Genomic DNA, 25,465 nt, shown 5'->3' with positions numbered 1-25,465 from the left:
GGGATTATCGTTAGCAGGTAGCACCTTTGACCGCTGCGCAAAGTGCTGTAATCCTGGTGTTCACCTCGGCACCCAAAAGAATAAACATTGCGGCAACCGCTACCGTAACTAACCCACCGGCCACGGCGTACTCCACAATGGTGAGGCCATCTTCATCTTTGGCGAACTTGGTGATTGAAGTTCTGATTGTTAGCAGATTCATTTTTGTATACCTCGCTTCAGCCGTGATATGGATCAGAAAGTACGTTGGCGGGGACAGCGTGAAGTCTATTGAGTTGCCCGGTCTATCAGAGAAACTGTAAAACTGGTTGCTCTATGGATATCACCGCGCCCCCGCCACAACGAGTGGTTGTCATCAGCAGGTGGCACCTTTGACCGCAGCGCACAGTGCTGTGATCCTGGTGTTCACGGCGCCACCCAAAAGAATAAACATTGCAGCAACAGCTACCGTAATTAATCCACCGGCTACCGCGTATTCCACAATGGTCAGGCCATCTTCATCTTTGGCGAACTTGGTAATTGAAGTTCTGATTGTTTGCAGATTCATTTTTGTATACCTCGTTTCAGCGGTCATACGACTCAGAAAATACATTGGCGGGGTCTGCACGAAGTTCATTGAGTTGCCGGTCGATCAGAGAAACTGTAAAACCGGTTGCTCCATGAATATCACCGCGCCCCACCACAGTGGGTTACTGTCATCAGCAGGTAGCGCCTTTGACCGCAGCGCACAGCGCTGTGATTCTGGTGTTCACGGCACCGCCCAAAAGAGTGAACATTGCGGCAACAGCTACCGTGATTAATCCGCCGGCCACCGCGTATTCCACAATGGTCAGACCGTCTTCGTCTTTGGCGAACTTCACTACCGAAGCCTTGATTGTTTGCATGATCATTTTGGCCACCTCACTCAAATGTTGTGTTTCTGAGGCAGAACTTTCTGTGCTGCCTGATGCAACCCTAGTCAGTAAGCAGGCATAGGCGTTAGGAGGATTTTGCACATCGTTAGGACTTTTTTGCGCAGCGGCCGGATACGGTTCATTGGCCTTTGCAGAAGTCGCGAGAGGGGTAAACAAGGCATTGAAACGCAACGGCAATTGCCATTGATTCAGAAGCGACAAGTGGTTAAACCCGGGTTCGTCGACAACACACCCGCAAACACTGGGACCGGACAACCTTCCAGGAAACACATAGATCGAACAGATCTGTAATTCGTCGTTTTTATAAGGATTCAATCTGCAAAGTGATGGCGTATTGGCAATACTAGCGAGTAGAGAGTCAATCAGACCTGCCGAGTAGAGACATGACGTCCAATTTGACCAAAAGGCCATCGCTCCTATGGTTCGATCTGACTCATGATCGATCCACGAAAGAACTCATCGCACAGTTCGAGGGTACCTGCGACTGCAAACTGGCGAAAAACTCCGCGCTGCCCATCGGGGAACAGGCGGACATGATCTGCATGCATTTCGATCGCCCCGACACACCAGGCTTGAGGCTGTTGCTGGAGATCAAACGCAGCACACCGGGCATCCCGATCACCATGTTCACCGTGCAGCACTCAGAGGAACTGGCCGTCTGGGCCATGCGTTCCAGCGTCTGGGAATACATGGTGCTCCCGCTCTCGCTCACAGAGAAGAGTCGTTACCTGACTGCTGTAGTTCAGCTCTGCGAGCTGCGCCGAAATGTGACCGACCTGCGCAAGACGATGCTGATCGACCACTCCCCAACCCTGCCGGACAGTATCCGGCTGACCTCAGGGCACCAAAAACACCAGGCGCTGAGCAATGTCATGCTGTACATCGAACAGCACTTTCGAGACAGCATCGATCAAAGGGATTTGGCGCAGCGCTGCGGCATGACGACATTTCGCTTCAGCCGCCTGTTCAAGGAAGCCAATGGACTTGGCTTCACGGATTACATCTTGAACAAGCGCATGAACTTCGCCAAAGAACTGCTCGACAACAGCCAGATGCCTATTACCAGCATCGGCTATGAGGCCGGCTTCAAGGATCCGTCCTACTTCGCTCGTGCCTTCAAGCAGTTCGCAAACTGCACGCCCAGTGAATACCGCTTGGCACGTCAAGTCAGAGCGACTGCAGCAGCGCAACTGGCGCAGGATGAAACCATCACTGAAGCGCTCGAAAGCCTGATAGAAAGCCTCAGCGGTTGATCGGCACCCGCAAGATTGCGCCCATACCGGGCGCACATGAAAAAGGGGCAGACTTCACAGTCCGCCCCTCGGCTTCTTACTCAAAACCGCGAAACACTGCGCATCGCATCCACCAGATATCGCATCGCAATCCGGTCGTTCTCCGACAACTCGCGATACCGCTCCACCAGCTTCAACTCCTCGGAATTAAGCCGACGCCTTCGCCGCCCCATACCCAGGCACGGAAAGATCCCCAACATTTCAGTGATGCCTTGTACTTTCGACATGGACGATGTCCCTCTCTACGTCAAAAAGAAAACTGCAAAAACCGCATCGCCCTACCCTTTTTCAGCGGTCACCTCGTGCCAACTGAATCCCACCGGCCTGAGGGCAGAAACCGGTTATGCCCATAGAATAGGAAGTAAATTGGCGCTGAAAAGCGGTTTTTAGAGTAATTAGTCAAAAAAAAGCAGAAATGCCGCATAAATCAGAAATCTCTGTGGGAAACGTTTACCGGAAATGTCTTGTTTCATAGCGGTGCCACTGCCACGCCATCAATCATTTTTGCTCTGCCACCGAACGGTTTAAGCTATTTGGCATCTGTTTAAAGTCCGTTGCGTTTGGCCGAAGGCATGTCCGAACCTCCATTTCTGATCCAGCACGTGCCAGGAACGGCGCGGGATTGTTCACGACAGGTTGTACTTATGCACCGCAGGAATTTGCTCAAAGCGTCCATGGCCATCGCTGCCTACACCGGTTTGTCTGCCTCCGGCCTGTTGGCTGCGCGGGCCTGGGCCGGTAATGGCACGGCTGACGGCGAGGCACAGGCGTTCGATTTCGAAGCCCTGAAAATCCAGGCCAAGCAACTTGCCGGCAACCGCTATCAGGACACCAAGCAAGTGCTGCCGCCGACCCTGGCGACCATGACCCCACAAAATTTCAACGCGATCCGCTACGACGGCAATCATTCGCTGTGGAAGGATTTGAAAGGTCAGCTGGACGTGCAGTTTTTTCACGTCGGCATGGGTTTCAAGCAGCCGGTGCGCATGTACAGCGTCGACCCCAAGACACGTCAGGCGCGGGAGGTGCATTTCCGCCCTTCGCTGTTCAACTATGAAAACACCACGGTCGATACCAAGCAGCTCACGGGCGATCTGGGTTTCTCCGGGTTCAAGCTGTTCAAGGCCCCGGAACTGGACCGGCACGACGTGCTGTCTTTCCTCGGCGCCAGCTATTTCCGTGCGGTAGACGCCACTGGCCAATACGGCCTGTCGGCACGCGGTCTGGCGGTCGATACCTACGCCAAGAAGCGCGAAGAATTCCCCGACTTCACCAAGTTCTGGTTCGAAACCCCGGACAAGGACAGCACCCGTTTCGTGGTCTACGCCCTGCTGGACTCGCCAAGTGCCACCGGCGCCTACCGTTTCGATATCGATTGCCAGGCCAGTCAGGTCGTCATGGCCGTCGACGCCCACATCAATGCGCGTACCGCCATCGAACAACTGGGCATCGCACCGATGACCAGCATGTTCAGCTGCGGCACCCACGAGCGGCGCATGTGCGACACCATCCACCCGCAGATCCACGATTCGGATCGCCTGGCGATGTGGCGTGGCAACGGCGAGTGGATCTGCCGTCCGCTGAACAACCCGGCGACCCTGCAATTCAATGCCTTCGCCGACACCGACCCGAAAGGTTTCGGCCTGGTGCAGACCGACCACGAGTTCGCCAGTTATCAGGACACCGTCGACTGGTACAGCAAACGACCGAGCCTTTGGGTAGAACCTACAACCGCGTGGGGCGAAGGCTCTATCGATCTGTTGGAAATTCCTACAACCGGCGAAACCCTGGATAACATCGTCGCGTTCTGGACTCCGAAGAAACCGGTCGCGGCCGGCGATTCCCTGAACTACGGCTACAAGCTGTACTGGAGCGCTTTGCCGCCGGTCGGCACGCCGCTGGCGCGGGTCAACGCCACCCGTTCGGGCATGGGCGGCTTCACTGAAGGTTGGGCACCGGGCGAGCATTACCCGCCAGTCTGGGCGCGCCGGTTTGCGGTGGACTTCACCGGCGGCGGGCTGGATCGCTTGCCGGAAGGTACGGGCATTGAACCGGTGGTGACGTGCTCCAACGGCCAGGTCAAGGATTTCAACGTGCTGGTGCTGGATGACATCAAGGGCTACCGGATTACCTTTGACTGGTTCCCGACCAATGACAGTGTGGCCCCGGTGGAGCTGCGGTTGTTTATTCGCACCAATGACCGGACGTTGAGCGAGACCTGGTTGTATCAGTATTTCCCGCCGGCGCCGGAGAAGCGTAAGTACACCTGAGTTTGAAGGGTTGTCTGGGCGGGCCCTTTCGCGGGCAAGCCTCGCTCCTACAAGTTGATGTCGAGCCTATCATCCTCGTCCGACACTTACCTGTAGGAGCGAGGCTTGCCCGCGAAGATGGCCTGACAGCCAACAAACATCCCTGCACAAAAACACAAAAGCCCCGATCACATCGATCGGGGCTTTTTGTTTTCACAACGCTACTCAGTCACGCAAATCCGACTCATGAATCGGCTGATCCCGATGCGTCGCGCGTTGATACTGCGCCGGCCAGATGGCCTTGTGTCCACCCAAATCATCATCCGCATGCAATGGCCAATACGGGTCGCGCAGCAGCTCGCGGGCGAGGAAGATAATGTCCGCCTGACAGGTGCGCAGAATGTGCTCGGCCTGGGCCGGTTCGGTGATCATTCCTACGGTGCCGGTGGCGATGCCTGACTCCTTGCGCACTCGTTCGGCGAAGCGGGTTTGATAACCGGGGCCTGTAGGAATTTCCGCGTTGACCGCCGTGCCGCCCGACGACACATCGATCAGGTCCACACCCAAATCTTTGAGGCGACGCGCCAGTTCAACGGTTTCATCCGGATTCCAGCCGTCTTCCACCCAATCGGTGGCCGAGACCCGTACGAACACCGGCAATTCCTCAGGCCACACCGCACGCACCGCTTCGGTGACTTGCAGCACCAACCGAATTCGATTCTCGAACGAACTACCGTATTGATCGCGCCGCTGATTGCTCAAGGGCGATAGAAATTGATGCAACAGGTAACCATGAGCCGCGTGAACTTCGACGACTTTGAAACCGGCAATCAGCGCCCGTTTCGCTGAATCAACGAACGCCTGGATGACCTCGGCAATTTCACTCTCATTCAGCTGCTTCGGTGGTGTGTGCTGTGGGTCGAACGCAATGGGCGAAGGACCGACCGGCGTCCAGCCGCCATCTTCAGGTTTGACGCTACCGTGCTTGCCGATCCACGGCCGATGGGTGCTGGCCTTGCGCCCGGCGTGGGCCAGTTGAATACCGGCGACAGCGCCTTGGGCCGCGATGAAACGCGTGATGCGTTGCAGGGGTTCGATCTGTTCGTCATTCCACAAGCCGAGGTCTTCGGCGGTGATGCGTCCATCGGCGGTCACCGCCGTGGCTTCAGTAAAAACCAGACCGGCCCCACCGACAGCACGACTGCCGAGATGAACCAGGTGCCAGTCATTGGCCAGGCCATCGACACTCGAATACTGGCACATCGGTGACACCGCGATGCGGTTGAGCAGGGTCAATTGGCGAAGGGTATAGGGTTCAAGCAGCAGACTCATGGGGCACCTCTCGAATCAGTGGGCAGGCTCCAGGGTTCTGTTTGAAAGTCGACGAGTGACAGGAAAAAGGTGCAGCACCCGCCCCCGCGGGCAAAAAATTCGACAAGACGTCACAAGGAAAATCAAGCAGTGCTTAGAGCCTAGTCGACATTGGGGGATGGTGGAGGGTTCCGGGGGTATTTGGCGTCAGGGAGATCGCCTTCGCGAGCAAGCCCGCTCCCACAGGGTCTGCGCAGATCCTGTGGGAGCGGGCTTGCTCGCGAATGGGGTCAACGCGGTTCTATGTGGGCAATCATCAACTGGACCGTCTCATTCCCGCGAAACTCGTTAAGGTCGAGCTTGTAGGCCAGTTCCACCCATTTGATGGTCGGGTTCGGCCAGATATCGCGGTCGATTCCGAACGCGATGCCGTCCAGCTTCACCGAGCCGCATTCGCTTTTCAGCACAACTTTGAGGTGCCGTTCACCAACAACCCGCTGTTCGACCAACTGGAACACACCATGGAACAACGGCTCCGGGAAGTGTTGCCCCCAAGGACCGGCATGCCGCAAAGCACGGGCCAGTTCGAGGTGAAATTCTTCGACAGCCAAAGTCCCGTCCGACAGCAGTCGACCGGTCAGGTCTTCTTCGCGCAATTGCCTACGCACTTCAGCGTCAAAGGCTTCGGCGAACAGCGGAAAATTCGCTTCCGGCAAGGTCAAGCCTGCCGCCATGGCATGGCCGCCGTACTTGCTGATCAAATTTGGGTGCTGAGCCGCCACCACGCTCAAGGCGTCACGAATATGGAAGCCCTGCACCGAACGCCCCGAACCCTTGAGCATGCCATCGCCAGCATCGGCAAAGGCGATGGTCGGACGGAAATAGCGCTCTTTCATACGCGAGGCGAGGATGCCGATGACGCCCTGGTGCCACTCGGGATCGAACAGGCACAGGCCGAACGGCATCGATTCCACCGGCAAATCCTTGAGCTGGGCCAGCGCCTCGCGCTGCATGCCCTGCTCGATGGATTTGCGGTCCTGGTTCATGCCGTCCAGCTGGATAGCCATTTCCCGGGCGAGCCCGGCGTCATCGGTGAGCAGGCATTCGATGCCCAGGCTCATGTCATCCAGGCGCCCCGCCGCGTTCAGGCGCGGGCCGACAATGAACCCAAGATCCGTGGACGTGATGCGCGCATGATCACGCTTCGCCACTTCGAGGATCGCCTTGATCCCCGGCCGCGCACGTCCGGCGCGGATTCGCTCGAGGCCTTGGTGGACGAGAATCCGGTTGTTGGCGTCCAGCGGCACCACGTCGGCGACGCTGCCGAGGGCCACCAGGTCCAGCAACTCGCCGATGTTCGGCTGCGGCTTGCTCTCGTACCAGCCGAGGCTGCGCAGGCGTGCGCGCAGGGCCATCAGCACGTAGAAAATCACCCCGACGCCGGCCAGTGCCTTGCTCGGAAAGCCGCAGCCCGGCTGGTTGGGATTGACGATGGCATCGGCCAGCGGCAGTTCATCGCCCGGCAAGTGGTGGTCGGTGACCAGCACGTTGAGGCCAGCCTTTTTCGCCGCGGCCACGCCTTCAACGCTGGAGATGCCGTTGTCCACGGTAATCAGCAGCTGCGGCGTGCGGGTCAGCGCCACCTCAACGATTTCGGGCGTAAGGCCGTAGCCATACTCGAAGCGGTTCGGCACCAGATAATCAACGTGAGCTGCGCCCAGCAGACGCAAGCCCAACATGCCCACGGTACTCGCCGTCGCGCCGTCGGCGTCGAAGTCGCCGACGATCAGAATCCGCTGACGCTGCTCCAGCGCGGTCACCAGCAAATCCACCGCGGCATCGATGCCCTTGAGCTGCTGGAACGGAATCAGCCGCGCCAGGCTCTTGTCCAGTTCTGCCTCTGAAACCACGCCCCGCGCCGCGTACAGACGGGTCAGCAGCGGCGGCAGGTCACCGAGGAATGGCAGGGTGTCGGGCAACAGGCGAGGTTCGATGCGCATGGGGTGACAGGTACTTCTCTTGAATACGTAGGATAAAACCGGATGACGTGGCGAAAAATCAGCCGCGTTCGCCGCTCAGCCACTGCAACTGGACTTCGTGCTGACCACGGTCGTCGGTGACGAAAATCGTCCCTTCGCTGATCATCACGTCCCACTTGATAACGCGCGGCATGTCTTTGGCCAGGGTTTCCAGGACTTCCTGCGGCACAGCAGCGATGTGCACGTTTTTCAGGTTCTTGATCGCCGGGATCACTTTGGTTTCCCAGACGCGCAAGCTGCCGTAGGCCAGCAGGCTGGTGCGCTCGGTGCGACGCGAGCACCACGTCAGGCGGTCGGCGTCTGGCTGACCGACTTCGATCCAGTGCAGTACGCGATCATCCAGGCTCTTTTCCCACAGGGCGGGTTCATCCACGTCTGACAGACCACGGCCAAACGACAGCTGCTCGTTGTACCAGAAGGCGTAGGCCAGCAGCCGCACAGTCATGCGCTCTTCGGTTTCCGAAGGGTGACGGGCGATGGTCTGCTTCACCGTCTCGTAAACGCTGCGGTCGAGGTCGGTAAGGTTCAGTTCAAACTTGTAGGTCGTGGACGGCTGGGCCATGAACGGGCTTCTTGATACGTGGAAAGGCGGCAAGTCTAACCGATGCGGCAGGCTTCGCGGCCATCAACCTTGAGCGACTGACGGCGGGCTGTGCTAAAACGCTCTATCAGCCAAGCCTTTGTCCTACAGGATCCAGCATGCCGTTCACCGCCAAACCCCTCTCAGGTCTGAAAGTCATCGAATTGGGCACGTTGATCGCCGGGCCGTTTGCCTCGCGCATTTGCGGCGAATTCGGTGCCGAGGTCATCAAGATCGAATCCCCCGACGGTGGTGATCCGTTGCGCAAATGGCGCAAGTTGTATGAAGGCACGTCGCTGTGGTGGTTCGTTCAGGCACGCAACAAGAAGTCCCTGACCTTGAACCTGAAACACCCGGACGGCCTGGCAATCCTGAAAAAGCTGCTCAGTGAAGCGGACATCCTCATCGAGAATTTTCGCCCCGGCGTGCTGGAAAAGCTCGGTCTGGGTTGGGACGTCCTGCACGCACTGAACCCGAAACTGGTGATGGTGCGCCTTTCGGGTTTCGGCCAGACCGGGCCGATGAAGGATCAACCAGGTTTTGGTGCGGTCGGTGAATCCATGGGCGGCCTGCGCTACATCACCGGGTTTGAGGACCGGCCGCCGGTACGCACCGGGATTTCCATCGGCGACTCGATTGCGGCGCTCTGGGGCGTGATCGGTGCGCTGATGGCTTTGCGTCATCGCGAGGTTAATGGCGGCCAGGGTCAAGTGGTGGATGTGGCGCTGTACGAAGCGATCTTCGCCATGATGGAAAGCATGGTCCCGGAGTTCGACGTGTTCGGCTTCATTCGCGAACGCACCGGCAACATCATGCCAGGCATTACGCCCTCCTCGATCCACACCAGCGCCGACGGCAAACATGTACAGATCGGCGCCAATGGCGATGCGATTTTCAAGCGATTCATGCTGATCATCGGCCGCGAAGACCTGGCCAACGACCCCGCGCTGGCCAGCAATGACGGGCGTGACAGCCGTCGCGACGAGATTTATGGGGTGATTGATCGCTGGGTCAATGCGCTGCCGCTGGACACCGTCATTGAGCAGTTGAATCAGGCCGACGTCCCCGCCAGCCGGATCTTCAGCGCCGAAGACATGTTCAGTGATCCGCAGTACCTGGCTCGGGAAATGTTCCTGAAGGCGAAGCTGCCGGACGGCAAAGATTTCAAGATGCCGGGAATTGTGCCGAAACTCTCAGAGACACCCGGCAGTTCGCAATGGGTCGGGCCGCAGTTGGGCGAACACAATGCGCAGGTACTCAACGATCTTGGCTACGACAAGGAACAGATCGCAAAGCTGCGTGAAGACGGGGCCATCTAAGCTGAAACGCCTGCTTTCGCTGCTCATCACAGACTGCCTGTCGCACGGCAGGAGGGTGATGTGCGCGCTCGCGGCGACAGCCTTGCTCATCGGTCCGACCTCGTCGGCGATGGCGCAGCCCAAGGAAACCATGATCTGGCTGTTGCGGGATCTGCCACCGCTGACGATTTTCGAAGGACCGAAAAAGGGCCTGGGCGTCATCGACCAACTGTTGCCGCTGTTGATCGCCGGCATGCCGCAATACGAACACACCTTGATGCGAGTCAACCGTGCGCGCGCCTTGCAAATGCTCCACGAGCCGTCCCTTACTTGCGATGCGGCGCTGAACCGGAGCAAGGAACGCGAACGCTGGATCGCGTTTTCGATTCCGGTGTTTCGGGCCATGAGTAACGGCGTGGCCGTAAGGCGCGTAGACCGTGAGACGCTTGCCCCCTTCATCCAGGACGGTGAACTGGACCTGGCGGCCTTCCTGGCGAGCGGCGGCGAGAAGCTGGGCATTATCGCCGAGCGTAACTACGGTGATTACCTCGACGCGCTGCTCAAACAGGCACCACCTGACTCGCTGACCCCGCACTACGGCAACGACGCCTTGGGCAGCCTGTTGCAGATGCAACGCCTGGGGCGCTTGCGGCTGTTGTTGGGCTACCGCCCGGAAATCCGCTATCAGGCCCAACAGCAAGGGATCGCCGAGGATGAATTGCAGTTCTACCCGATTCGCGGCGCCGAGAAATTCTTGTCCGGTTACATCGGCTGCACCGACACGCCCAAAGGCCGGCAGGCGATTGTCGAGATCAATCAATTGCTGCGCAAAATGCCCCACGATCGCTTGAGCGAGGCGTACGCCGCGTGGCTCGACCCGGAAAGTCGCGATGCCTACCTGGAGGAATCCAGGAAGTATTTCGAGCAACAGGCGCTGGAATGACAAATCGCGGGCAAAAAGAAACCCCGAGAAGTGGGGAGACATCTCGGGGTTAAACGTGGTCTACAAAGAGACCAGTGGCAGCACGACTACAAGCACCGGAGCACAATGCTTGATCCTGCTGTTACATGCTCTGACTGACCTTGGTCGAGGAAGGTTCCCACAAAAGACAATTCAATTACGGCTGGCCACGACCTTGTCCTGTGCAGCATTGCGCAATGCCGCGATAACGCAGGGTTCCAGGCGTCCTTCGGCAATCATCAGATCGCGATGCAAGCCGTCGACCACATCTGTGAGCAGACGTTTGTCGGTCAGTTGGGCTTGATTGAACTCCCGCTCGACCACGATGGCGCCGGTTGTGCTCTTCAGTGTCACCAGGCATTCGCCGTGGGCGCCCGAGGGGGTCAACGTTACCTGGTACGGGCTCAGAGCCTCACCGAGCAATAGATTGATACTTTCCATCTCGATCACCACTCAATAGTCCGAAAACAAAGTGCCTTGGGCGTGTTCACATTAAGTGACCATTGGCCCGAGAAGAAAGTTCTGGATTCCAGGTGCAGGCGCGTCGGCGTCTCTGGTGGGTAGAGCATGCATGGGGTAGATGACAGGTTTGTGTATGGCTTGGGTTTTGGTGGTGGATTGGGATTGGGTGAATATCCGGTTCTTCGGTGAGGGCGGCTATTGGTTTCGCTCTTACAGCGAGTCACTTGGAAGAGCCCCAAGTAACCAAGGGCTCTTGCCCCTTTCGTTCGGTGCCTCGCCTAGGCTCGGCATCCCCTCGCTCCGGTCCTGCTCCGTGGGCCCGCCGCCATCGGCCATCCATGGCCGGGGGCGGCTAACCCGGCATCCATGCCGGGTTGCCCACTACGCAGAACCTGCGCTCGGCCTCTCGAGGGGGCGCTCAGATCAAAAGCGGAAGGCGAGCTAACGCTCGGCCTGATGAGTGGTGGGAATCAAAAGCGTACGCGATTTCCTGTAGGAGCCGGCTTGCTGGCGAAAAGCGTTTGGACGACGCGTTCATTCAGACAGCACGCGTTATCGTTGACGCCCATCGCCAGCAAGCTGGCTCCTACAATTTCGAACTGTGTGAACACAATCCCTGTAGGAGCCGGCTTGCTGGCGATAGCGGCGGGTCAGTCAACGTATTTATTGCCTGAACGGACGCTATCGCCAGCAAGCCGGCTCCTACAGGGGGGCGGTGTACAGATTCGGAATGGGTGAGCGCAGCCGAGAAGAACAACGCGTTCGAACAGAGAGCCAGGTCGGCTTTCAGGCCGCCTCGGCGGCTGTGGCGGTAGTCGCCCCCTCGAGAGGCCGAGTGGAGGTTCTGCGCAGTGGGCACCGCGGCAGGGATGCCGCGGTAGCCGCCCCCGGCCATGGATGGCCGATGGCGGCGGGCCCACGGAGCAGGACCGGAGCGAGGGCATGGCGAGCATTAGCGAGCCACCGAACGAAAGGGGCAAAAGCGCTTTGGTTACTTTCGCGCTTTTCGAAAGTGACTCGCTGTAAGAGCGAAACCAATAGTGGCCGTTACCGCAGCAACGGATATGCCCCCCAACCGATTACAACGGCTTCCCACGATTCCCATGCTGACTGACAAAAGCCTGTACAGCCTTAAGGTCATTCGGCAACACCGTGCAACGCTCATCCCGCTCAAACAGATCGGCAAGGTGAACAGGCAACTCCAGCGCTTTGCCCACACCCGCCTTCTCAACCGCATCCGGGAATTTAACCGGATGGGCAGTCCCGAGAATAACCATCGGAATATCCAGACTACGACGGCATTCACGCGCAGCCTTCACACCGATAGCCGTGTGCGGATCCAGCAACTCACCCGTCTGCTCGTAAACCTCAGCAATCGTTTCGCAAGTTTGCGCATCATCCACAGCCAGCGAATCGAACAGCTTGCGTGCTTCGGTCCAACGCTCCTGTTCAACGCTGAAACCGCCGCCCTGCTTGAACGAATCCATCAACCCGGCAATCGCCGCGCCGTTGCGACCGTGCAGGTCGAACAGCAGACGCTCGAAGTTCGACGACACCATGATGTCCATCGACGGCGACAGCGTCGCATGCAGGGTTTCCTTGACGTACTGATTGCCGCTCATGAAGCGGTGCAGGATGTCGTTGCGGTTGGTGGCGACGATCAACTGATTGATCGGCAGGCCCATGTTGCGCGCCAGGTAACCGGCGAAGATGTCGCCGAAGTTGCCGGTTGGCACCGAGAACGATACCGAACGCGCCGGGCCGCCCAGTTGCAGGGCTGCGTGGAAGTAGTAGACGATCTGGGCCATGATCCGCGCCCAGTTGATCGAGTTCACCGCCACCAGACGCGTGCCCTTGAGGAAGCTTTGGTCGGCGAAGCTCGCCTTGACCATTTCCTGGCAGTCATCGAAGTTGCCTTCGATGGCGATGTTGTGGATGTTCTCGCCGAAGATGGTGGTCATCTGCCGACGCTGCACTTCCGATACACGGTTGTGCGGGTGCAGGATGAAGATGTCGACGTTTTCGCAGTGCTTGCAGCCTTCGATGGCGGCCGAACCGGTATCGCCAGAAGTGGCGCCGACGATCACCACGCGCTCACCGCGTTTTTCCAGCACGTAATCGAGCAGGCGACCGAGCAGTTGCAGGGCGAAGTCCTTGAACGCCAGGGTCGGGCCGTGGAACAGCTCCAGCACCCACTCATTGCCGTTCAGTTGACGCAACGGTGCCACGGCGTTGTGCGAGAACACGCCATAGGTTTCTTCAAGAATCTTTTTGAAATCGGCATCAGGAATGCTGCCGGTGACGAACGGGCGCATCACCCGGAAGGCCAGCTCGTGATACGGCAGGCCGGCCCAGGAAGCGATTTCTTCCTGGGTGAAACGTGGCAGGTTTTCCGGGACGTACAGACCGCCGTCAGTGGCCAGACCGGCCAGCAGGACGTCTTCGAAATTCAGGGCCGGTGCCTGGCCGCGGGTGCTGATATAACGCATGACTGACTCCAATGGACAGTGTTCGCAAACCCGGGCCCGCACGCAGGCCCGGTGAACGATAACGGCTTAGTTCAGGTGCTCGACGCGGATCCGTACGACCGGACCAACCACGCCCGTGAGGGCTTCGAGGGCGGCAATCGCGTCGTTCATGTGCTGTTCCAGCACACGGTGGGTCAGCAGGATCATCGGCACCAGGCCGTCATGCTCTTCGACTTCTTTCTGCATGATCGATTCGATGTTGATGCCGCGCTCCGACAGGATGCTCGCAACCTGAGCCAGCACGCCCGGATGGTCCTTGGCCTGAATGCGCAGGTAGTAGGCGCTTTCGCAGGCTTCGATCGGCAGGATCGGATGAGCCGACAGCGAATCCGGCTGGAAGGCCAGGTGCGGCACGCGGTTTTCCGGATCCGAGGTCATGGCGCGAACCACGTCCACCAGGTCGGCGATCACCGACGAAGCAGTCGGTTCCATGCCGGCGCCGGCGCCGTAGAACAGGGTAGAACCGGCAGCGTCACCGTTGACCATCACCGCGTTCATCACGCCGTTGACGTTGGCGATCAGGCGATCGGCCGGGATCAGCGTCGGGTGCACGCGCAACTCGATGCCAGCCGCCGTGCTGCGAGCGACGCCCAGGTGCTTGATGCGATAGCCCAGCGCTTCGGCGTAGTTCACGTCAGCCGTGGTCAGCTTGGTGATGCCTTCGGTGTAGGCCTTGTCGAATTGCAGCGGAATGCCGAACGCGATGGAGGCCAGGATCGTCAGCTTGTGGGCCGCGTCGATGCCTTCAACGTCGAAGGTCGGATCGGCTTCGGCGTAACCCAGGGCCTGCGCCTCGGCGAGTACGTCTTCGAAGGTGCGACCCTTCTCGCGCATCTCGGTGAGGATGAAGTTGCCGGTGCCGTTGATGATGCCGGCGACCCAGTTGATACGGTTGGCGGACAGGCCTTCACGGATCGCCTTGATCACCGGAATGCCACCGGCCACGGCCGCTTCGAACGCAACGATCACGCCCTTCTCGCGAGCCTTGGCGAAAATTTCATTACCGTGAACGGCGATAAGCGCCTTGTTCGCGGTGACCACATGCTTGCCATTCTCGATGGCCTTGAGTACCAGCTCGCGGGCAACGGTGTAGCCGCCCATCAGCTCTATAACGATGTCGATTTCAGGGTTCGTGGCCACTTCGAAGACATCGTTGGTAATCGCAATACCGGTCGTTTGGAACTGAGGCTTTGGCGTGCGAATGGCAATTTGTGCCACTTCGATTCCACGCCCGGCACGACGAGCAATTTCCTCGGCGTTGCGCTGAAGTACGTTGAAGGTACCGCCACCGACGGTCCCTAACCCACAGATGCCTACTTTGACCGGTTTCACTGTGAACTCCCCATAAAACGGCCGACTCAAGGCCGGCCGTGAAAACAGCCGCATGCTCGCGGCTCTCTGTTAATGGCCCGGCAAATGTTGCCGCCGGACCATGATCGTCAAAGGCTGGCCGTGACGATGCGAATTTACTTCGCGCCCAGCGCCAGTTTGGCGACTTGTGGCGCAGGCTGGTAGCCCGGAATGACCTGACCGTCGGCCAAAACGATGGCCGGTGTGCCGTTCACGCCAATCGACTGACCGAGGGCGAACTGTTTGGAAACCGGGTTATCGCACTTGGCGGCCTTGATTTCCTTGCCGTCGACCATTTTGTCCATGGCCGCTTTCTTGTCTTTCGAGCACCAGACCGCTTGCAGCTGTTCGTCACCCGGCGAGCCCAGGCCCTGGCGCGGGAACGCGACGTAGCGCACTTCGATGCCGCGCTTGTTCAGCTCAGGCACTTCGGCATGCAGTTTGTGGCAGTACGGGCAGGTGGTGTCGGTAAACACGGTGATGTGCGATTTGGTTTCGCCAATGGCCGGATAAACCACGGTTTCCGCAACAGGAATGGCGTTGACCAGCTTGGAAATGCCCAGGCGTTCGGCTTTTTCGGTCAGGTTGACCGGCTTGCCGTCCTTGAGCTGAAACATGTAGCCCTGAACCACGTATTGGCCGTCGGCACTGGCATACAGCACGCGGCTGCCCTGCAGTTTGACTTCATACAGGCCCGGCAGCGGACTGGCGGAAATGCTTTCTACCGGCACTTCGAGCTGGAGGGTTTCCAGGCTTTTACGAATGGCTTTTTCGGCCGCGTCATCGGCGACGGCAAGGGTGCTGACCAACGCAATGGCTGCGGCGGCGAAAATCTGGGTCAGACGCATGAGAACTCCTGAAGGCGGACAAATGGGACGACCAGAACGCCCGTGCCGAAACACCGGGTCATAACCGCCCATCGTACAAACCGACAAAGCCTACCACATAAGGGCTGTGTGGCCGAATGTGGGGTGACAAGACAACACCGCACTCCCTGTAGGAGCGAAGCTTGCTCGCGAAGAACGTCAACGATAACGCGTGCTGTCTGGATGAACGTGTTGTCCGGACCTCCTTCGCGAGCAAGCTTCGCTCCTACAGGGATCGCGCAGCAGGGAATGTGATCATCCGCGCGGGTGGTGTTTGGCGTGCAGGTCCTGCAAGCGTGCCCGGGCGACGTGGGTGTAGATCTGAGTGGTCGACAGATCGCTATGGCCGAGCAGCATCTGCACCACTCGCAAATCCGCGCCGTGGTTGAGCAGGTGCGTGGCGAAGGCATGGCGCAAGGTGTGCGGCGACAGCGACTTGCCGATCCCCGCGACCTTGGCCTGATGCTTGATACGGTGCCAGAAGGTCTGGCGCGTCATCTGCTCGCCGCGCTGACTAGGGAACAGCACATCACTGGGACGTCCGTCGAGCAGCTCGCCTCGGGCGTCGCGCATGTAACGCTCGACCCAGACAATCGCCTCCTCGCCCATCGGCACCAGCCGCTCCTTGCTGCCCTTGCCCATCACCCGCAGCACGCCCTGGCGCAGATTGACCTGCTCCAGCGTCAGGCTGATCAGTTCCGTCACCCGCAAACCGCAGGCGTACAGCACTTCGAGCATGGCGCGGTCACGCAGGCCTATCGCTTCACTCAGGTCCGGCGCCTTCAGCAGTGCTTCCACATCGGCTTCCGACAAGGATTTTGGCAACGGCCTACCGAGTTGAGGCATATCGACGCGTAACGTCGGATCGACCGCGATCAACTTTTCCCGCAACAGATAGCGATAAAAGCCACGCACCCCCGAAAGAAATCGCGCAGTGGAACGGGGTTTGTAGTTCTGTTCCAGGCGCCAGGCCAGGTGATCGAGGATCAACTCGCGACCGGCGTTGATCAACTCCAGCCCCTTCTCTTGCAGCCAGCCATTGAACAAGGCCAGGTCACTGCGATAGGCATCGCGAGTGTTGTCGGAAAGGCCTTTCTCCAGCCATAACGCGTCGAGGAATTGGTCTATCAGTGGATGATCGATGGCAGGCATGGGCACTCGAAACATGCAGTCTTGAGACTGCGCGCGAAAAAAAGGTGAACAGTAAAAACCACCGCTAGTCTTTCATAGCCCGCTACTTCAAGGAACAGGAAGACTCAATGAACGAGCAACAGATTCTGTTGGCTTTTGGCGGTATTGGTGCGGCGGCACTGGGGTGTCAGTGGCTGGCGTGGCGACTGAAATTGCCGGCGATCCTGTTTCTGTTGCTGAGCGGCATTCTGGTCGGCCCGATCCTGGGCTGGCTCGACCCACAGGAAATGTTCGGCCCACTGTTAATGCCACTGGTGTCGCTGGCGGTGGCGCTGATTTTGTTTGAAGGCAGCCTGACGCTGCACCTGTCGGAATGGCGCGAAATCGGCAGCGTCGTACGCCGGCTGGTGACGATTGGCGCAATCTCGACCTGGGTGGTCATTGCTGTCGCCACGCATTGGCTGCTGGGTTTCGACTGGTTGCTCGCGATACTGTTCGGCAGTCTGACTCTGGTCACCGGGCCCACGGTCATCGTACCGATGCTGCGTGTGGTGCGACCAAAAGCCTCGATTGCCAACATCCTGCGCTGGGAAGGCATCGTCATCGACCCGATCGGCGCCCTCCTCGCCGTGGTGGTCTACAGCTTCATCATCGCCCGTACGTCGGGTGACGGCTTGAGCCAAAGCCTGCTGACCTTCGGCGGGGTGATTCTGTGCGGCACCGCATTCGGGATTGCGGGCGGCTGGGTGCTCGGCACGATCATCCGGCGCCAATGGTTGCCGGAATACCTGCACAACCTGGCGGCGCTGGCAGCGGTGTTGGGGATTTTCATTAGCGCCAATCAAGTCATGCACGAATCCGGTTTGCTGGCCGTGACCTTGATGGGGATCTGGCTGGCCAACATGAAGGACGTGGATGTGCGGGACATCCTGCACTTCAAGGAAAACCTCAGCGTGCTGCTGATCTCCGGGCTATTCATTTTGCTGGCGGCGCGACTCGATTTGAACGCCTTGATCGGCCTCGGGCCGCTGGTGCTGATTCTGTTGCTGATCATTCAGTTCATTGCACGGCCATTGAACGTCATGCTTTCCACGGCAGGCTCGAGTTTGAGCTGGCGCGAGCGGGCGCTGCTGTCATGGATAGCACCTCGCGGAATCGTGGCGGCGGCGGTTTCAGCGATTTTCGCCGTTCGCCTGAATGAGGCCGGACTCGAAGGCGCATTGCTGCTGGTGCCGCTGACGTTTGCGGTGATCATTGGCACGGTGGTGCTGCAAAGTGCCACGGCCCGGCCATTGGCGCGCTTGCTGAAAGTCGCCGAGCCAGCGCCCAGCGGTTTTCTGATCGTCGGCGCCAACGCCCCGGCACGTACCTTGGGCAAAGCCCTGCAACAGCTGGGCTGTCGAGTGCTGCTGACGGATTCGAGCTGGGAGAACATTCGCGCGGCGCGCATGGACGGTTTGCCGACGTACTTTGGTAACCCGGCGTCGCAGCATGCCGATGCTCATCTGGATCTGGTCGGGCTTGGGCATTTGCTGACATTGTCGCCGTCCGGCGAATTGAATGCGTTGGCGTCGATGCGTTTTCGACACGATTTCGGCCATCAGCGACTGTTTTGTCTCGCCAGTGGTCAGGAAAGCCACCGCACCGACAAGCACCGCGCCAGCCATGAACATCGCGGGCGTTTGCTGGGCAATGAGGAACTGACCTACAACAAACTGGCTAATCTGCTGCACCAGGGGGCCGAGCTGTACAGCACAACTCTGACGGAGGGGTTCGGCTGGGAGGATTACCGGGCGCTGCATGGGGAGCGTGCGACATTGCTGTTCGCTCGCGATGACAGCGGATGGGTGCATGTGGCGACGCCGGACAGTGCGCTGAAGCCTTCGGCGGGGTGGACTCTGCTGGCGTTGATTCAACCGCAGGCCAGCGGCGCCTGATAGATCGATTCGCGGGCAAGCCTCGCTCCTACAAGGACTATTTGATACCCGTAGGAGCGAGGCTTGCCCGCGAAGGCCGCACCTCGGTCAGGCGGCAAACCCAGGCAACACCGGCACCGGCCGCTTGTCTTCATCAATCGCCACAAAGCTGAACTGCCCATGAATCGCCTTCTCGCGACCATCACAGCTCATGCTTTCAACAAAAACTTCAACCTCAACCTTGAGGCTGGTGTTGCCAACCTTGATCACCCGCCCGACCAGTTCAACGATGGAGCCGGCAGGGATTGCATGATTGAAGTCGATGCGGTCCGTGGAAACGGTCACCAACGGTAGCCGGCAAAAGCGGGTGGCGGTGATGAATGACACTTCATCCATCCAGGCCAGCGCAGTGCCGCCGAACAGGGTGTTGTGGTGGTTGGTAGTCGACGGGAAAACCGCCTTGGTCACGCGGCTCACCGAGAGTTCGGTGCGGCGTTCGATTTCTTGCTCACGAGCGGTCATGGGTCTACAGCCTGAAACGAAATTCCGGGATAAATGGCGGGCAACAAAAAAGCAGCCCGTAGGCTGCTTTTTTCTGCATCGGAAGCTGGACTTAAGCCAGTTTTTCCTTGATGCGAGCTGCTTTACCGGACAGGTCACGCAGGTAGTACAGCTTGGCTTTACGTACGTCACCGCGACGTTTAACGGCCATGCTGTCGATTTGCGGGCTGTAGGTCTGGAAAGTACGCTCTACGCCAACACCGTTGGAGATTTTACGAACGGTGAAAGCACTGTTTACGCCGCGGTTACGCTTGGCGATAACAACACCTTCGAACGCTTGCAGACGCGAACGGTCGCCTTCCTTCACTTTCACCTGAACGACAATGGTGTCGCCCGGGGCAAAGGTAGGGATCTCTTTGGTCATCTGCTCTGCTTCGAGTGCAAGGATGATTTTGTTAGTCATGCTGTGCTCCTAAGGTAAATCAACGGACTTACCATCGATACGTTGTTAACTATCGTCCCGCTCGCGGATGTATTCCTCGAGCAGCTTCTTCTCTTCTCCAGAAAGCGAGCGGCTTTCCAGAAGATCGGCGCGTCGTTCAAAGGTCCTACCAAGGGACTGCTGTAAACGCCAACGCCGGATGTGCGCGTGATTGCCACTTAGCAATACGTCGGGAACACGCTGATCCGCATACACCTCCGGTCGGGTGTAGTGCGGGCAATCCAGCAAACCATCCGTAAAGGAATCTTCCTCGGCGGAGTCCGCATGCCCTAAAGCTCCAGGCAGCAGTCGTGTAACCGCATCGATCAGGACCATCGCCGGCAGCTCGCCGCCAGACAGTACATAGTCGCCAATCGACCACTCTTCATCGACATGAGCATCAATAAAACGCTCGTCAATGCCTTCATAGCGGCCGGCAATCAGGATCAATGCATCCAGATTCGCCAACTCGCGTACCGCCGACTGAGTCAGTTGACGGCCTTGGGGGGACAGGTAAATCACCTTCGCCGCCTCCCCGGCTGCTGCCTTGGCCTGAACCAGAGCATCTTCCAGGGGCTTGATCTTCATCACCATGCCCGGGCCACCGCCAAATGGGCGATCGTCCACAGTGTGATGTCGATCCGTCGTGTAGTCTCGCGGATTCCAACAGGTGAGCTGCAAGAGCCCCTGTTTCACCGCCCGACTGGTGATGCCGTACTCGCTGATGGCGGAGAACATCTCGGGAAACAAACTGATCACTTCTACGCGCAAGTTAGCCACGCTTAGAAGTCCGCGTCCCAATCCACCTTCATCTCGCCTGCGGCAAGGTCGACGGCCAACACGCATTGCTCCGTATAGGGCAACAGGCGTTCGCGATCATCCAGGCTGCCAGCGCAAGGCTTGACCACCATTACATCATTGGCGCCGGTTTCCAGAAGATGATCGATTTTCCCGAGCAATTGCCCAAGGTGATCAATAACCTTCAGACCTTCCAGCTGGTACCAGTAGTACTCGCCGTCGGTCAATTCAGGGAACAGGTTGCGCGGCACGCAGATCTCATAACCGGCCAGAAGACGAGCTTCTTCACGATCATCAAGACCCTTGAGCTTTGCGACCAGGAACTTGTCGCTCCCGCGTCCGCTGACCAGCTCGACCTGTTTCACATTGCCTTCGCGCTTGAGCGTCCAGGTTTTGTACTGCAACAGGTTTTCAGTCGGATCAGTAAAGGAATACACCTTCACTTCGCCGCGAACGCCATGAACAGAATAAATCTTGCCGATAACGATCAAATCATCAGCAATGGCTGGCGTCGCGTTCATATTGCTCAGGCCGCAGCCTTAGCAGCGTCCTTCAACAACTGAGCAACACGCTCAGAAGGTTGTGCACCAACGCTCAGCCAGTAGGCTACGCGCTCTTGGTTCACGGACAGACGGACTTCTTGACCACGAGCAACAGGGTTGAAGAAACCAACCTGTTCCTTGTGCGAACCGTCGCGCGGGTTGCGGCTGTCGGTTACGGTCAAGTGGTAAAACGGGCGCTTTTTGGAGCCGCCAAGGGCAAGACGGATTGTTAGCATGTGAACATCGTTCCTGTAGTCGGTGCTGCAAATCTAAAGGCACAGCGGGCATAGGTGCCCGAAAGGCCGCATATTCTAAGGAATATCCGGACTTTTGCAAATGTCTTTTTCCGGCGGCCTATCGGACGCCAACCAGATTTGCTATAGAGCCGTCGTTGAAAACGGCCAGTCAGCTCCCGCCAAGTGCGGGTTTGCTGGAGATCCCACTTCCGTGTGGGCTGCGCAAGAGCAAGCTCCTGCGCGAATTCTTTACATTTTCGGCATGCCGCCGCCGGGCAACATACCGCCCATGCCGCGCATCATTTTGGCCATTCCGCCTTTCGCGGAGAATTTCTTCATCATCTTCTGCATCTGCTTGTGCTGCTTGATCAAGCGACCGATGTCCTGCACCTGGGTGCCGGAACCCATGGCGATCCGGCGTTTGCGCGAACCGCTGATCAGCTCAGGGTCGCGGCGCTCGGCCGGGGTCATGGAATTGATGATGGCTTCCATCTGCTTGAATTGTTTCTCTGCCGCGCCCTGGGCATTGCCCATTTGCGCCAGGTTCACACCGCCGATGTTCGGCAGCTTGTCCATGAGGCCACCGAGGCCGCCCATGTTCTTCATCTGTTGCAGCTGATCGCGGAAGTCTTCGAGGTCGAAGCCCTTGCCCTTCTTCAGCTTCTTGGCCAGTTTGTCGGCCTTGTCCTTGTCGAGCGTCGCTTCGGCCTGTTCGATCAGGCTGAGCACGTCGCCCATGCCGAGGATCCGCGAAGCGATACGCTCCGGATGGAACGGCTCAAGGGCTTCGGTCTTCTCGCCCATACCGATGAACTTGATCGGCTTGCCGGTGATGGCACGAACGGACAGTGCGGCACCGCCACGGGCGTCGCCGTCAACCTTGGTCAGGATCACACCGGTCAGCGGCAGCGCATCGCCGAAGGCCTTGGCCGTGTTGGCGGCGTCCTGACCGGTCATGGCGTCGACCACGAACAGCGTTTCGACCGGGTTGATCGCGGCGTGCAACGCCTTGATCTCGCCCATCATCTCTTCGTCGATGTGCAGACGACCGGCGGTATCGACGATGACCACATCAATAAACTTAAGCTTTGCTTCTTTAATAGCCGCTTGCGCGATGTCGACCGGCTTCTGGCTCAGGTCAGACGGGAAGAACGTCACGCCGATGTCGTTAGCCAGGGTTTCCAGCTGCTTGATCGCCGCCGGACGGTAAACGTCCGCGGACACCACCATCACCGACTTCTTCTTGCGCTCTTTAAGGAAGCGCGCAAGTTTACCGGCGGTGGTGGTTTTACCGGCGCCCTGCAAACCGGCCATCAATACGACGGCAGGCGGAACGGCGCTCAGGTTCAGGTCTTCGTTGGCCGCGCCCATCAGGCTTTCGAGTTCGGCCTGGACGATCTTCACGAAGGCCTGGCCCGGCGTCAGGCTACGCGACACCTCGGTGCCGACGGCGCGTTCCTTGACCGAATTGACGAAATCCTTCACCACCGGCAAGGCGACGTCGGCTTCGAGCAACGCCATGCGCACTTCGCGCAGGGTGTCTTTGATGTTGTCCTCGGTCAGTTTGGCCTTGCCGGTGACATGGCGCAGCGTCTGCGAGAGACGGTCGGTTAAGTTTTCAAACATTGCGCGATCCTTTCAGGCCCTGTGTAGACCGGGATAATGGCGGCCCAGACCGGAATCAACATGTGCTCGGCGAGCCTGCGGCGTGGGCAGGTCGCGGATTATAGCGAAGACTGCGACTGGCGGACACCTCGCACTTTCGTGGTGTGTGGGTTCTATGCCAAACTCAGCGCCTTTCGGGCTTGCCTAACAGGATTTATGCTCCCCTTGTCACCCAGTTTGCTAACCACCCTCGCCGCCGCCTGCTTATATGCCGCTGCGACCATTTATCAGGGCTCTCGCCTGGCCACCGGCGCCAAGGCGAACAAACGCCTGCTGGTCACGCTCGGCGTGCTCGCCGTGCTGGCTCACAGCGCCAGCCTGTTCACCCACCTGCTGACACCGATTGGCCTGGGCCTGGACTTTTTCAGCGCCGCCAGCCTGATCGCGGCGGCGGTCATTGCCCTGACGCTGCTGGCCTGCTCGCGGATCCCGGTGGAAAACCTGCTGATATTACTGTTGCCGCTGGGTGCCGCTACCGTGCTGCTGGCACAGTTCGCCCCGGCCGGCACGGTGCAGATCATCGACGAAGAGCCGGGCATCCTCGCGCATATCCTGTTGTCGATCCTGGCTTACGGCATGTTCACCATCGCGGTGTTCCAGGCCTTGCTGCTGCTGGTTCAGGACCATCAGCTCAAGCACAAGCACCCGTCTGGACTGATCAAGAACTTCCCGCCACTGCAAACCATGGAAAGCCTGCTGTTCAGTTTCCTCTGGGCCGGCTGGACCTTGCTGTCGCTGTCGCTGATCTCTGGCTGGCTGTTCGTCGACAATCTGTTCGCCCAGCACCTGGTGCACAAAACCTTGCTGGCGTGCCTGGCCTGGATCGTCTTCAGCGTGCTGCTCTGGGGCCGCAACCGCCTCGGCTGGCGCGGACACAAGGCCATTCGCTGGACCCTCGCCGGCTTCTGCCTGTTGATGCTCGCGTATTTCGGCAGCAAGCTGGTCCGTGAATACATCCTGCACATCTGACGGGCGGCATAAATGGACGACTTGCCCATAGGGCCGATGCTCGCCGTAGTGGCCCTGCTGATTTTATGGTCGGGGCTGTTCACCGCCATTGAAGCGGCACACCAGCACTTGCTGGCCCAGCGCACCGCCTCGCGTGCAAGCGACAAACCGGTGGCAAAGCTGAGTTTTCCGCTCAACAGCCTGATTTTCTGCAACACCCTGTGCCGTGCACTGGTAGTGGTCATCAGCACCTTGCTGGCGATTTTCACCTGGGCCGAAAACGGTCCATGGGCCGCGTGCCTGGGGGCCGGCGCGATTCTGCTGGTGTTTGCCGACTACCTGCCGCGCACCCTGGCCGTCCGCTATCCCGACGCGGTCCTGGCGCTGGGCAACACTTTGCTCCGCGCACCGCTGAAAATCATCTACCCGGCCGCTTGGCTGCTCAATGGCATCAGCCAGTTGCTGATGCGGCCGTTTGCCCGCAAGGCCAAAGTGGTGCAGCAGAGCGAGGACGAGACGCCGAAGGATCGTCACGACGACCAACAACCGGTTTGCCGTCCGCACGCGGTGTCCGGCATCCACGCGCTGGACAACATCACGGTCAACGACATTCTGGTACCGCGCAGCGATGTCGACGGGATCAATCTCGACGACTCCATCGAAGAAATCCTCGAACAGCTTCGGGCCAACCGGCGCACGCGCCTGCCGGTTTTCCACAGTGACATCAACCAGGTCGAGGCGGTGCTCAACACCCGGCAGATCCGCCATCTGCTGCCCGACGGCCAACTCACTCGCGAAGCGCTGCTGGCCGCGTGTCACGACCCGTATTTCGTACCGGAAAGCACACCTCTGCAGCTGCAATTGCTGAACTTCCACAAACAGCAGCGGCGCCTGGGCATGGTGGTCGACGAGTATGGCGAAGTGCTCGGCATCGTCACGCTGGAAGACATTCTCGAAGAAATCGTCGGCGAATTCGAAAGCCAGCACAGCCTGGACAACCCGCACATCCATCCGCAGGCCGATGGACGCCTGGTGATCGACGGTGCGGCGTCGATTCGCGACCTGAACAAAAGCCTCGGCTGGCATTTGCCCAGCGATGGCCCGAAAACCCTTAACGGGCTGGTGACCGAAGCGCTGGAGACGATTCCGGACAGTGCGGTGTGCCTGAAGATCGGGCGTTATCGGCTGGAGATTCTGGAGACCGAAGACAACCGCGTGACCCGCGTGTTGATCTGGCACACGGCTGCAACCCCCACAACTGTCTGACACAACTCATTCTTTGTAGGAGCCAGGCTTGCCGGCGAAGGCGCTCTCAAGTACGCCTTCGCCGGCCAGCCTGGCTCCTACAGTACGGTGTCGTCAGACCGTGGCATAATCGAGCCCGCTTACCCAAGCCC

The 25,465-nt window shown here is 58.9% G+C and carries 25 protein-coding genes; 7 read left to right on the top strand and 18 right to left on the bottom strand.

The features are described 5' to 3' along the window. Positions 1 to 10: 10 nt before the first annotated feature. The 3 genes from KGB24_RS12650 to KGB24_RS12640 all read right to left on the bottom strand — a co-directional run bounded on the left by KGB24_RS12650 (position 11) and on the right by KGB24_RS12640 (position 890). Positions 11 to 202 (bottom strand): Flp family type IVb pilin, encoded by a 192-nt coding sequence (locus KGB24_RS12650; protein WP_008029692.1) that lies wholly within the window; start codon positions 200 to 202, stop codon positions 11 to 13. Positions 203 to 355: 153 nt separating this feature from the next. Next, complete coding sequence (locus tag KGB24_RS12645; protein ID WP_008029690.1) at positions 356 to 547, bottom strand: Flp family type IVb pilin; 192 nt, start codon at positions 545 to 547, stop codon at positions 356 to 358. A 151-nt stretch (positions 548 to 698) separates the two neighbouring features. Continuing rightward, positions 699 to 890 (bottom strand): Flp family type IVb pilin, encoded by a 192-nt coding sequence (locus KGB24_RS12640; protein ID WP_008029688.1) that lies wholly within the window; start codon positions 888 to 890, stop codon positions 699 to 701. A 407-nt stretch (positions 891 to 1,297) separates the two neighbouring features. Between KGB24_RS12640 and KGB24_RS12635 the strand changes: the two genes are divergently transcribed. Beyond that, on the top strand, positions 1,298 to 2,167 hold the full coding sequence (locus KGB24_RS12635) for a response regulator transcription factor (protein ID WP_008029686.1): 870 nt from the start codon (positions 1,298 to 1,300) through the stop codon (positions 2,165 to 2,167). An 80-nt stretch (positions 2,168 to 2,247) separates the two neighbouring features. On the opposite strand, the gene KGB24_RS12630 is transcribed toward KGB24_RS12635, so the two are convergent. After that, positions 2,248 to 2,433, bottom strand: coding sequence for a hypothetical protein (locus KGB24_RS12630; RefSeq protein ID WP_008029684.1), 186 nt, complete (start codon positions 2,431 to 2,433; stop codon positions 2,248 to 2,250). 417 nt (positions 2,434 to 2,850) lie between these two features. On the opposite strand from KGB24_RS12630, the gene KGB24_RS12625 reads away from it, so the two are divergent. After that, positions 2,851 to 4,476 carry a glucan biosynthesis protein D gene (locus KGB24_RS12625; protein WP_223416217.1) on the top strand — a complete coding sequence of 542 codons (1,626 nt, stop codon included), beginning with the start codon at positions 2,851 to 2,853 and terminating at the stop codon, positions 4,474 to 4,476. A gap of 204 nt (positions 4,477 to 4,680) precedes the next feature. Here KGB24_RS12625 and KGB24_RS12620 read toward each other — a convergent pair whose 3' ends face one another. From KGB24_RS12620 to KGB24_RS12610, 3 genes are all read right to left on the bottom strand, one after another. Then, positions 4,681 to 5,787, bottom strand: coding sequence for an NADH:flavin oxidoreductase/NADH oxidase (locus KGB24_RS12620; RefSeq protein ID WP_008029680.1), 1,107 nt, complete (start codon positions 5,785 to 5,787; stop codon positions 4,681 to 4,683). 269 nt (positions 5,788 to 6,056) lie between these two features. Further along, entirely contained in the window at positions 6,057 to 7,766 is a 1,710-nt protein-coding gene (gene recJ, locus KGB24_RS12615; protein WP_223416216.1) for a single-stranded-DNA-specific exonuclease RecJ, read from the bottom strand. Between the two features lie 58 nt (positions 7,767 to 7,824). Next, positions 7,825 to 8,367 carry a YaeQ family protein gene (locus KGB24_RS12610; RefSeq protein ID WP_007944886.1) on the bottom strand — a complete coding sequence of 181 codons (543 nt, stop codon included), beginning with the start codon at positions 8,365 to 8,367 and terminating at the stop codon, positions 7,825 to 7,827. Between the two features lie 137 nt (positions 8,368 to 8,504). On the opposite strand from KGB24_RS12610, the gene KGB24_RS12605 reads away from it, so the two are divergent. Further along, a complete protein-coding gene (locus tag KGB24_RS12605) occupies positions 8,505 to 9,704 on the top strand; it encodes a CaiB/BaiF CoA transferase family protein (RefSeq protein ID WP_223416215.1) in 1,200 nt (399 codons plus the stop codon). 58 nt (positions 9,705 to 9,762) lie between these two features. Beyond that, positions 9,763 to 10,626, top strand: coding sequence for a TIGR02285 family protein (locus KGB24_RS12600; protein ID WP_008042362.1), 864 nt, complete (start codon positions 9,763 to 9,765; stop codon positions 10,624 to 10,626). A gap of 171 nt (positions 10,627 to 10,797) precedes the next feature. On the opposite strand, the gene KGB24_RS12595 is transcribed toward KGB24_RS12600, so the two are convergent. The 5 genes from KGB24_RS12595 to xerD all read right to left on the bottom strand — a co-directional run bounded on the left by KGB24_RS12595 (position 10,798) and on the right by xerD (position 17,002). Continuing rightward, complete coding sequence (locus KGB24_RS12595) at positions 10,798 to 11,085, bottom strand: DUF3509 domain-containing protein (RefSeq protein ID WP_008042363.1); 288 nt, start codon at positions 11,083 to 11,085, stop codon at positions 10,798 to 10,800. 1,100 nt (positions 11,086 to 12,185) lie between these two features. Continuing rightward, positions 12,186 to 13,595 carry a threonine synthase gene (thrC, locus tag KGB24_RS12590; protein WP_008025609.1) on the bottom strand — a complete coding sequence of 470 codons (1,410 nt, stop codon included), beginning with the start codon at positions 13,593 to 13,595 and terminating at the stop codon, positions 12,186 to 12,188. A 66-nt stretch (positions 13,596 to 13,661) separates the two neighbouring features. Then, complete coding sequence (locus tag KGB24_RS12585) at positions 13,662 to 14,966, bottom strand: homoserine dehydrogenase (protein ID WP_032828598.1); 1,305 nt, start codon at positions 14,964 to 14,966, stop codon at positions 13,662 to 13,664. Between the two features lie 134 nt (positions 14,967 to 15,100). Beyond that, positions 15,101 to 15,832: a bifunctional protein-disulfide isomerase/oxidoreductase DsbC gene (dsbC, locus tag KGB24_RS12580; protein WP_008025606.1), complete on the bottom strand. Its 732-nt coding sequence runs from the start codon at positions 15,830 to 15,832 to the stop codon at positions 15,101 to 15,103. A gap of 273 nt (positions 15,833 to 16,105) precedes the next feature. Continuing rightward, positions 16,106 to 17,002 carry a site-specific tyrosine recombinase XerD gene (gene xerD, locus KGB24_RS12575; protein WP_223413705.1) on the bottom strand — a complete coding sequence of 299 codons (897 nt, stop codon included), beginning with the start codon at positions 17,000 to 17,002 and terminating at the stop codon, positions 16,106 to 16,108. Positions 17,003 to 17,109: 107 nt separating this feature from the next. Here xerD and KGB24_RS12570 point away from each other — a divergent pair, with 107 nt between their 5' ends. Continuing rightward, complete coding sequence (locus tag KGB24_RS12570) at positions 17,110 to 18,918, top strand: cation:proton antiporter (protein ID WP_223413706.1); 1,809 nt, start codon at positions 17,110 to 17,112, stop codon at positions 18,916 to 18,918. An 87-nt stretch (positions 18,919 to 19,005) separates the two neighbouring features. On the opposite strand, the gene KGB24_RS12565 is transcribed toward KGB24_RS12570, so the two are convergent. The 6 genes from KGB24_RS12565 to ffh form a co-directional block, all read right to left on the bottom strand. Further along, positions 19,006 to 19,419, bottom strand: a complete 414-nt coding sequence (locus KGB24_RS12565) for an acyl-CoA thioesterase (RefSeq protein ID WP_008025600.1) — start codon at positions 19,417 to 19,419, stop codon at positions 19,006 to 19,008. A gap of 91 nt (positions 19,420 to 19,510) precedes the next feature. Next, a complete protein-coding gene (gene rplS, locus KGB24_RS12560) occupies positions 19,511 to 19,861 on the bottom strand; it encodes a 50S ribosomal protein L19 (protein ID WP_003175895.1) in 351 nt (116 codons plus the stop codon). A 45-nt stretch (positions 19,862 to 19,906) separates the two neighbouring features. Next, positions 19,907 to 20,659, bottom strand: a complete 753-nt coding sequence (gene trmD / locus KGB24_RS12555) for a tRNA (guanosine(37)-N1)-methyltransferase TrmD (protein WP_007897583.1) — start codon at positions 20,657 to 20,659, stop codon at positions 19,907 to 19,909. A gap of 2 nt (positions 20,660 to 20,661) precedes the next feature. Beyond that, positions 20,662 to 21,198, bottom strand: a complete 537-nt coding sequence (gene rimM, locus KGB24_RS12550) for a ribosome maturation factor RimM (protein WP_008025598.1) — start codon at positions 21,196 to 21,198, stop codon at positions 20,662 to 20,664. 5 nt (positions 21,199 to 21,203) lie between these two features. Continuing rightward, positions 21,204 to 21,455 (bottom strand): 30S ribosomal protein S16, encoded by a 252-nt coding sequence (gene rpsP, locus KGB24_RS12545; protein ID WP_007944872.1) that lies wholly within the window; start codon positions 21,453 to 21,455, stop codon positions 21,204 to 21,206. 249 nt (positions 21,456 to 21,704) lie between these two features. Beyond that, positions 21,705 to 23,081 (bottom strand): signal recognition particle protein, encoded by a 1,377-nt coding sequence (gene ffh, locus KGB24_RS12540; RefSeq protein ID WP_008042378.1) that lies wholly within the window; start codon positions 23,079 to 23,081, stop codon positions 21,705 to 21,707. Between the two features lie 195 nt (positions 23,082 to 23,276). Between ffh and KGB24_RS12535 the strand changes: the two genes are divergently transcribed. Both KGB24_RS12535 and KGB24_RS12530 read left to right on the top strand, forming a co-directional pair. Then, the gene (locus tag KGB24_RS12535) at positions 23,277 to 24,089 is read left to right on the top strand and encodes an inner membrane protein YpjD (RefSeq protein WP_032828592.1); all 813 of its coding nucleotides are present in this window, start codon (positions 23,277 to 23,279) and stop codon (positions 24,087 to 24,089) included. Positions 24,090 to 24,101: 12 nt separating this feature from the next. Then, a complete protein-coding gene (locus KGB24_RS12530) occupies positions 24,102 to 25,334 on the top strand; it encodes a transporter associated domain-containing protein (protein WP_223413707.1) in 1,233 nt (410 codons plus the stop codon). Positions 25,335 to 25,465 lie beyond the last annotated feature (131 nt).

Source organism: Pseudomonas sp. BF-RE-25 (genome assembly GCF_019956105.1).
GTDB classification, from domain to species: Bacteria; Pseudomonadota; Gammaproteobacteria; order Pseudomonadales; family Pseudomonadaceae; genus Aquipseudomonas; species Aquipseudomonas migulae.
The sequence above is the reverse complement of the archived record's forward strand: the minus strand, read 5'-3'. Positions and strand labels throughout refer to the sequence as shown.

Coding starts and splice junctions, on each gene's coding strand:
- KGB24_RS12650 (WP_008029692.1), bottom strand. CDS start 202: ATGAATCTGCTAACAATCAGAACTTCAATCACCAAGTTCGCCAAAGAT.
- KGB24_RS12645 (WP_008029690.1), bottom strand. CDS start 547: ATGAATCTGCAAACAATCAGAACTTCAATTACCAAGTTCGCCAAAGAT.
- KGB24_RS12640 (WP_008029688.1), bottom strand. CDS start 890: ATGATCATGCAAACAATCAAGGCTTCGGTAGTGAAGTTCGCCAAAGAC.
- KGB24_RS12635 (WP_008029686.1), top strand. CDS start 1,298: ATGACGTCCAATTTGACCAAAAGGCCATCGCTCCTATGGTTCGATCTG.
- KGB24_RS12630 (WP_008029684.1), bottom strand. CDS start 2,433: ATGTCGAAAGTACAAGGCATCACTGAAATGTTGGGGATCTTTCCGTGC.
- KGB24_RS12625 (WP_223416217.1), top strand. CDS start 2,851: ATGCACCGCAGGAATTTGCTCAAAGCGTCCATGGCCATCGCTGCCTAC.
- KGB24_RS12620 (WP_008029680.1), bottom strand. CDS start 5,787: ATGAGTCTGCTGCTTGAACCCTATACCCTTCGCCAATTGACCCTGCTC.
- recJ (WP_223416216.1), bottom strand. CDS start 7,766: ATGCGCATCGAACCTCGCCTGTTGCCCGACACCCTGCCATTCCTCGGT.
- KGB24_RS12610 (WP_007944886.1), bottom strand. CDS start 8,367: ATGGCCCAGCCGTCCACGACCTACAAGTTTGAACTGAACCTTACCGAC.
- KGB24_RS12605 (WP_223416215.1), top strand. CDS start 8,505: ATGCCGTTCACCGCCAAACCCCTCTCAGGTCTGAAAGTCATCGAATTG.
- KGB24_RS12600 (WP_008042362.1), top strand. CDS start 9,763: ATGTGCGCGCTCGCGGCGACAGCCTTGCTCATCGGTCCGACCTCGTCG.
- KGB24_RS12595 (WP_008042363.1), bottom strand. CDS start 11,085: ATGGAAAGTATCAATCTATTGCTCGGTGAGGCTCTGAGCCCGTACCAG.
- thrC (WP_008025609.1), bottom strand. CDS start 13,595: ATGCGTTATATCAGCACCCGCGGCCAGGCACCGGCCCTGAATTTCGAA.
- dsbC (WP_008025606.1), bottom strand. CDS start 15,832: ATGCGTCTGACCCAGATTTTCGCCGCCGCAGCCATTGCGTTGGTCAGC.
- xerD (WP_223413705.1), bottom strand. CDS start 17,002: ATGCCTGCCATCGATCATCCACTGATAGACCAATTCCTCGACGCGTTA.
- KGB24_RS12570 (WP_223413706.1), top strand. CDS start 17,110: ATGAACGAGCAACAGATTCTGTTGGCTTTTGGCGGTATTGGTGCGGCG.
- KGB24_RS12565 (WP_008025600.1), bottom strand. CDS start 19,419: ATGACCGCTCGTGAGCAAGAAATCGAACGCCGCACCGAACTCTCGGTG.
- rplS (WP_003175895.1), bottom strand. CDS start 19,861: ATGACTAACAAAATCATCCTTGCACTCGAAGCAGAGCAGATGACCAAA.
- rimM (WP_008025598.1), bottom strand. CDS start 21,198: ATGAACGCGACGCCAGCCATTGCTGATGATTTGATCGTTATCGGCAAG.
- rpsP (WP_007944872.1), bottom strand. CDS start 21,455: ATGCTAACAATCCGTCTTGCCCTTGGCGGCTCCAAAAAGCGCCCGTTT.
- ffh (WP_008042378.1), bottom strand. CDS start 23,081: ATGTTTGAAAACTTAACCGACCGTCTCTCGCAGACGCTGCGCCATGTC.
- KGB24_RS12535 (WP_032828592.1), top strand. CDS start 23,277: ATGCTCCCCTTGTCACCCAGTTTGCTAACCACCCTCGCCGCCGCCTGC.
- KGB24_RS12530 (WP_223413707.1), top strand. CDS start 24,102: ATGGACGACTTGCCCATAGGGCCGATGCTCGCCGTAGTGGCCCTGCTG.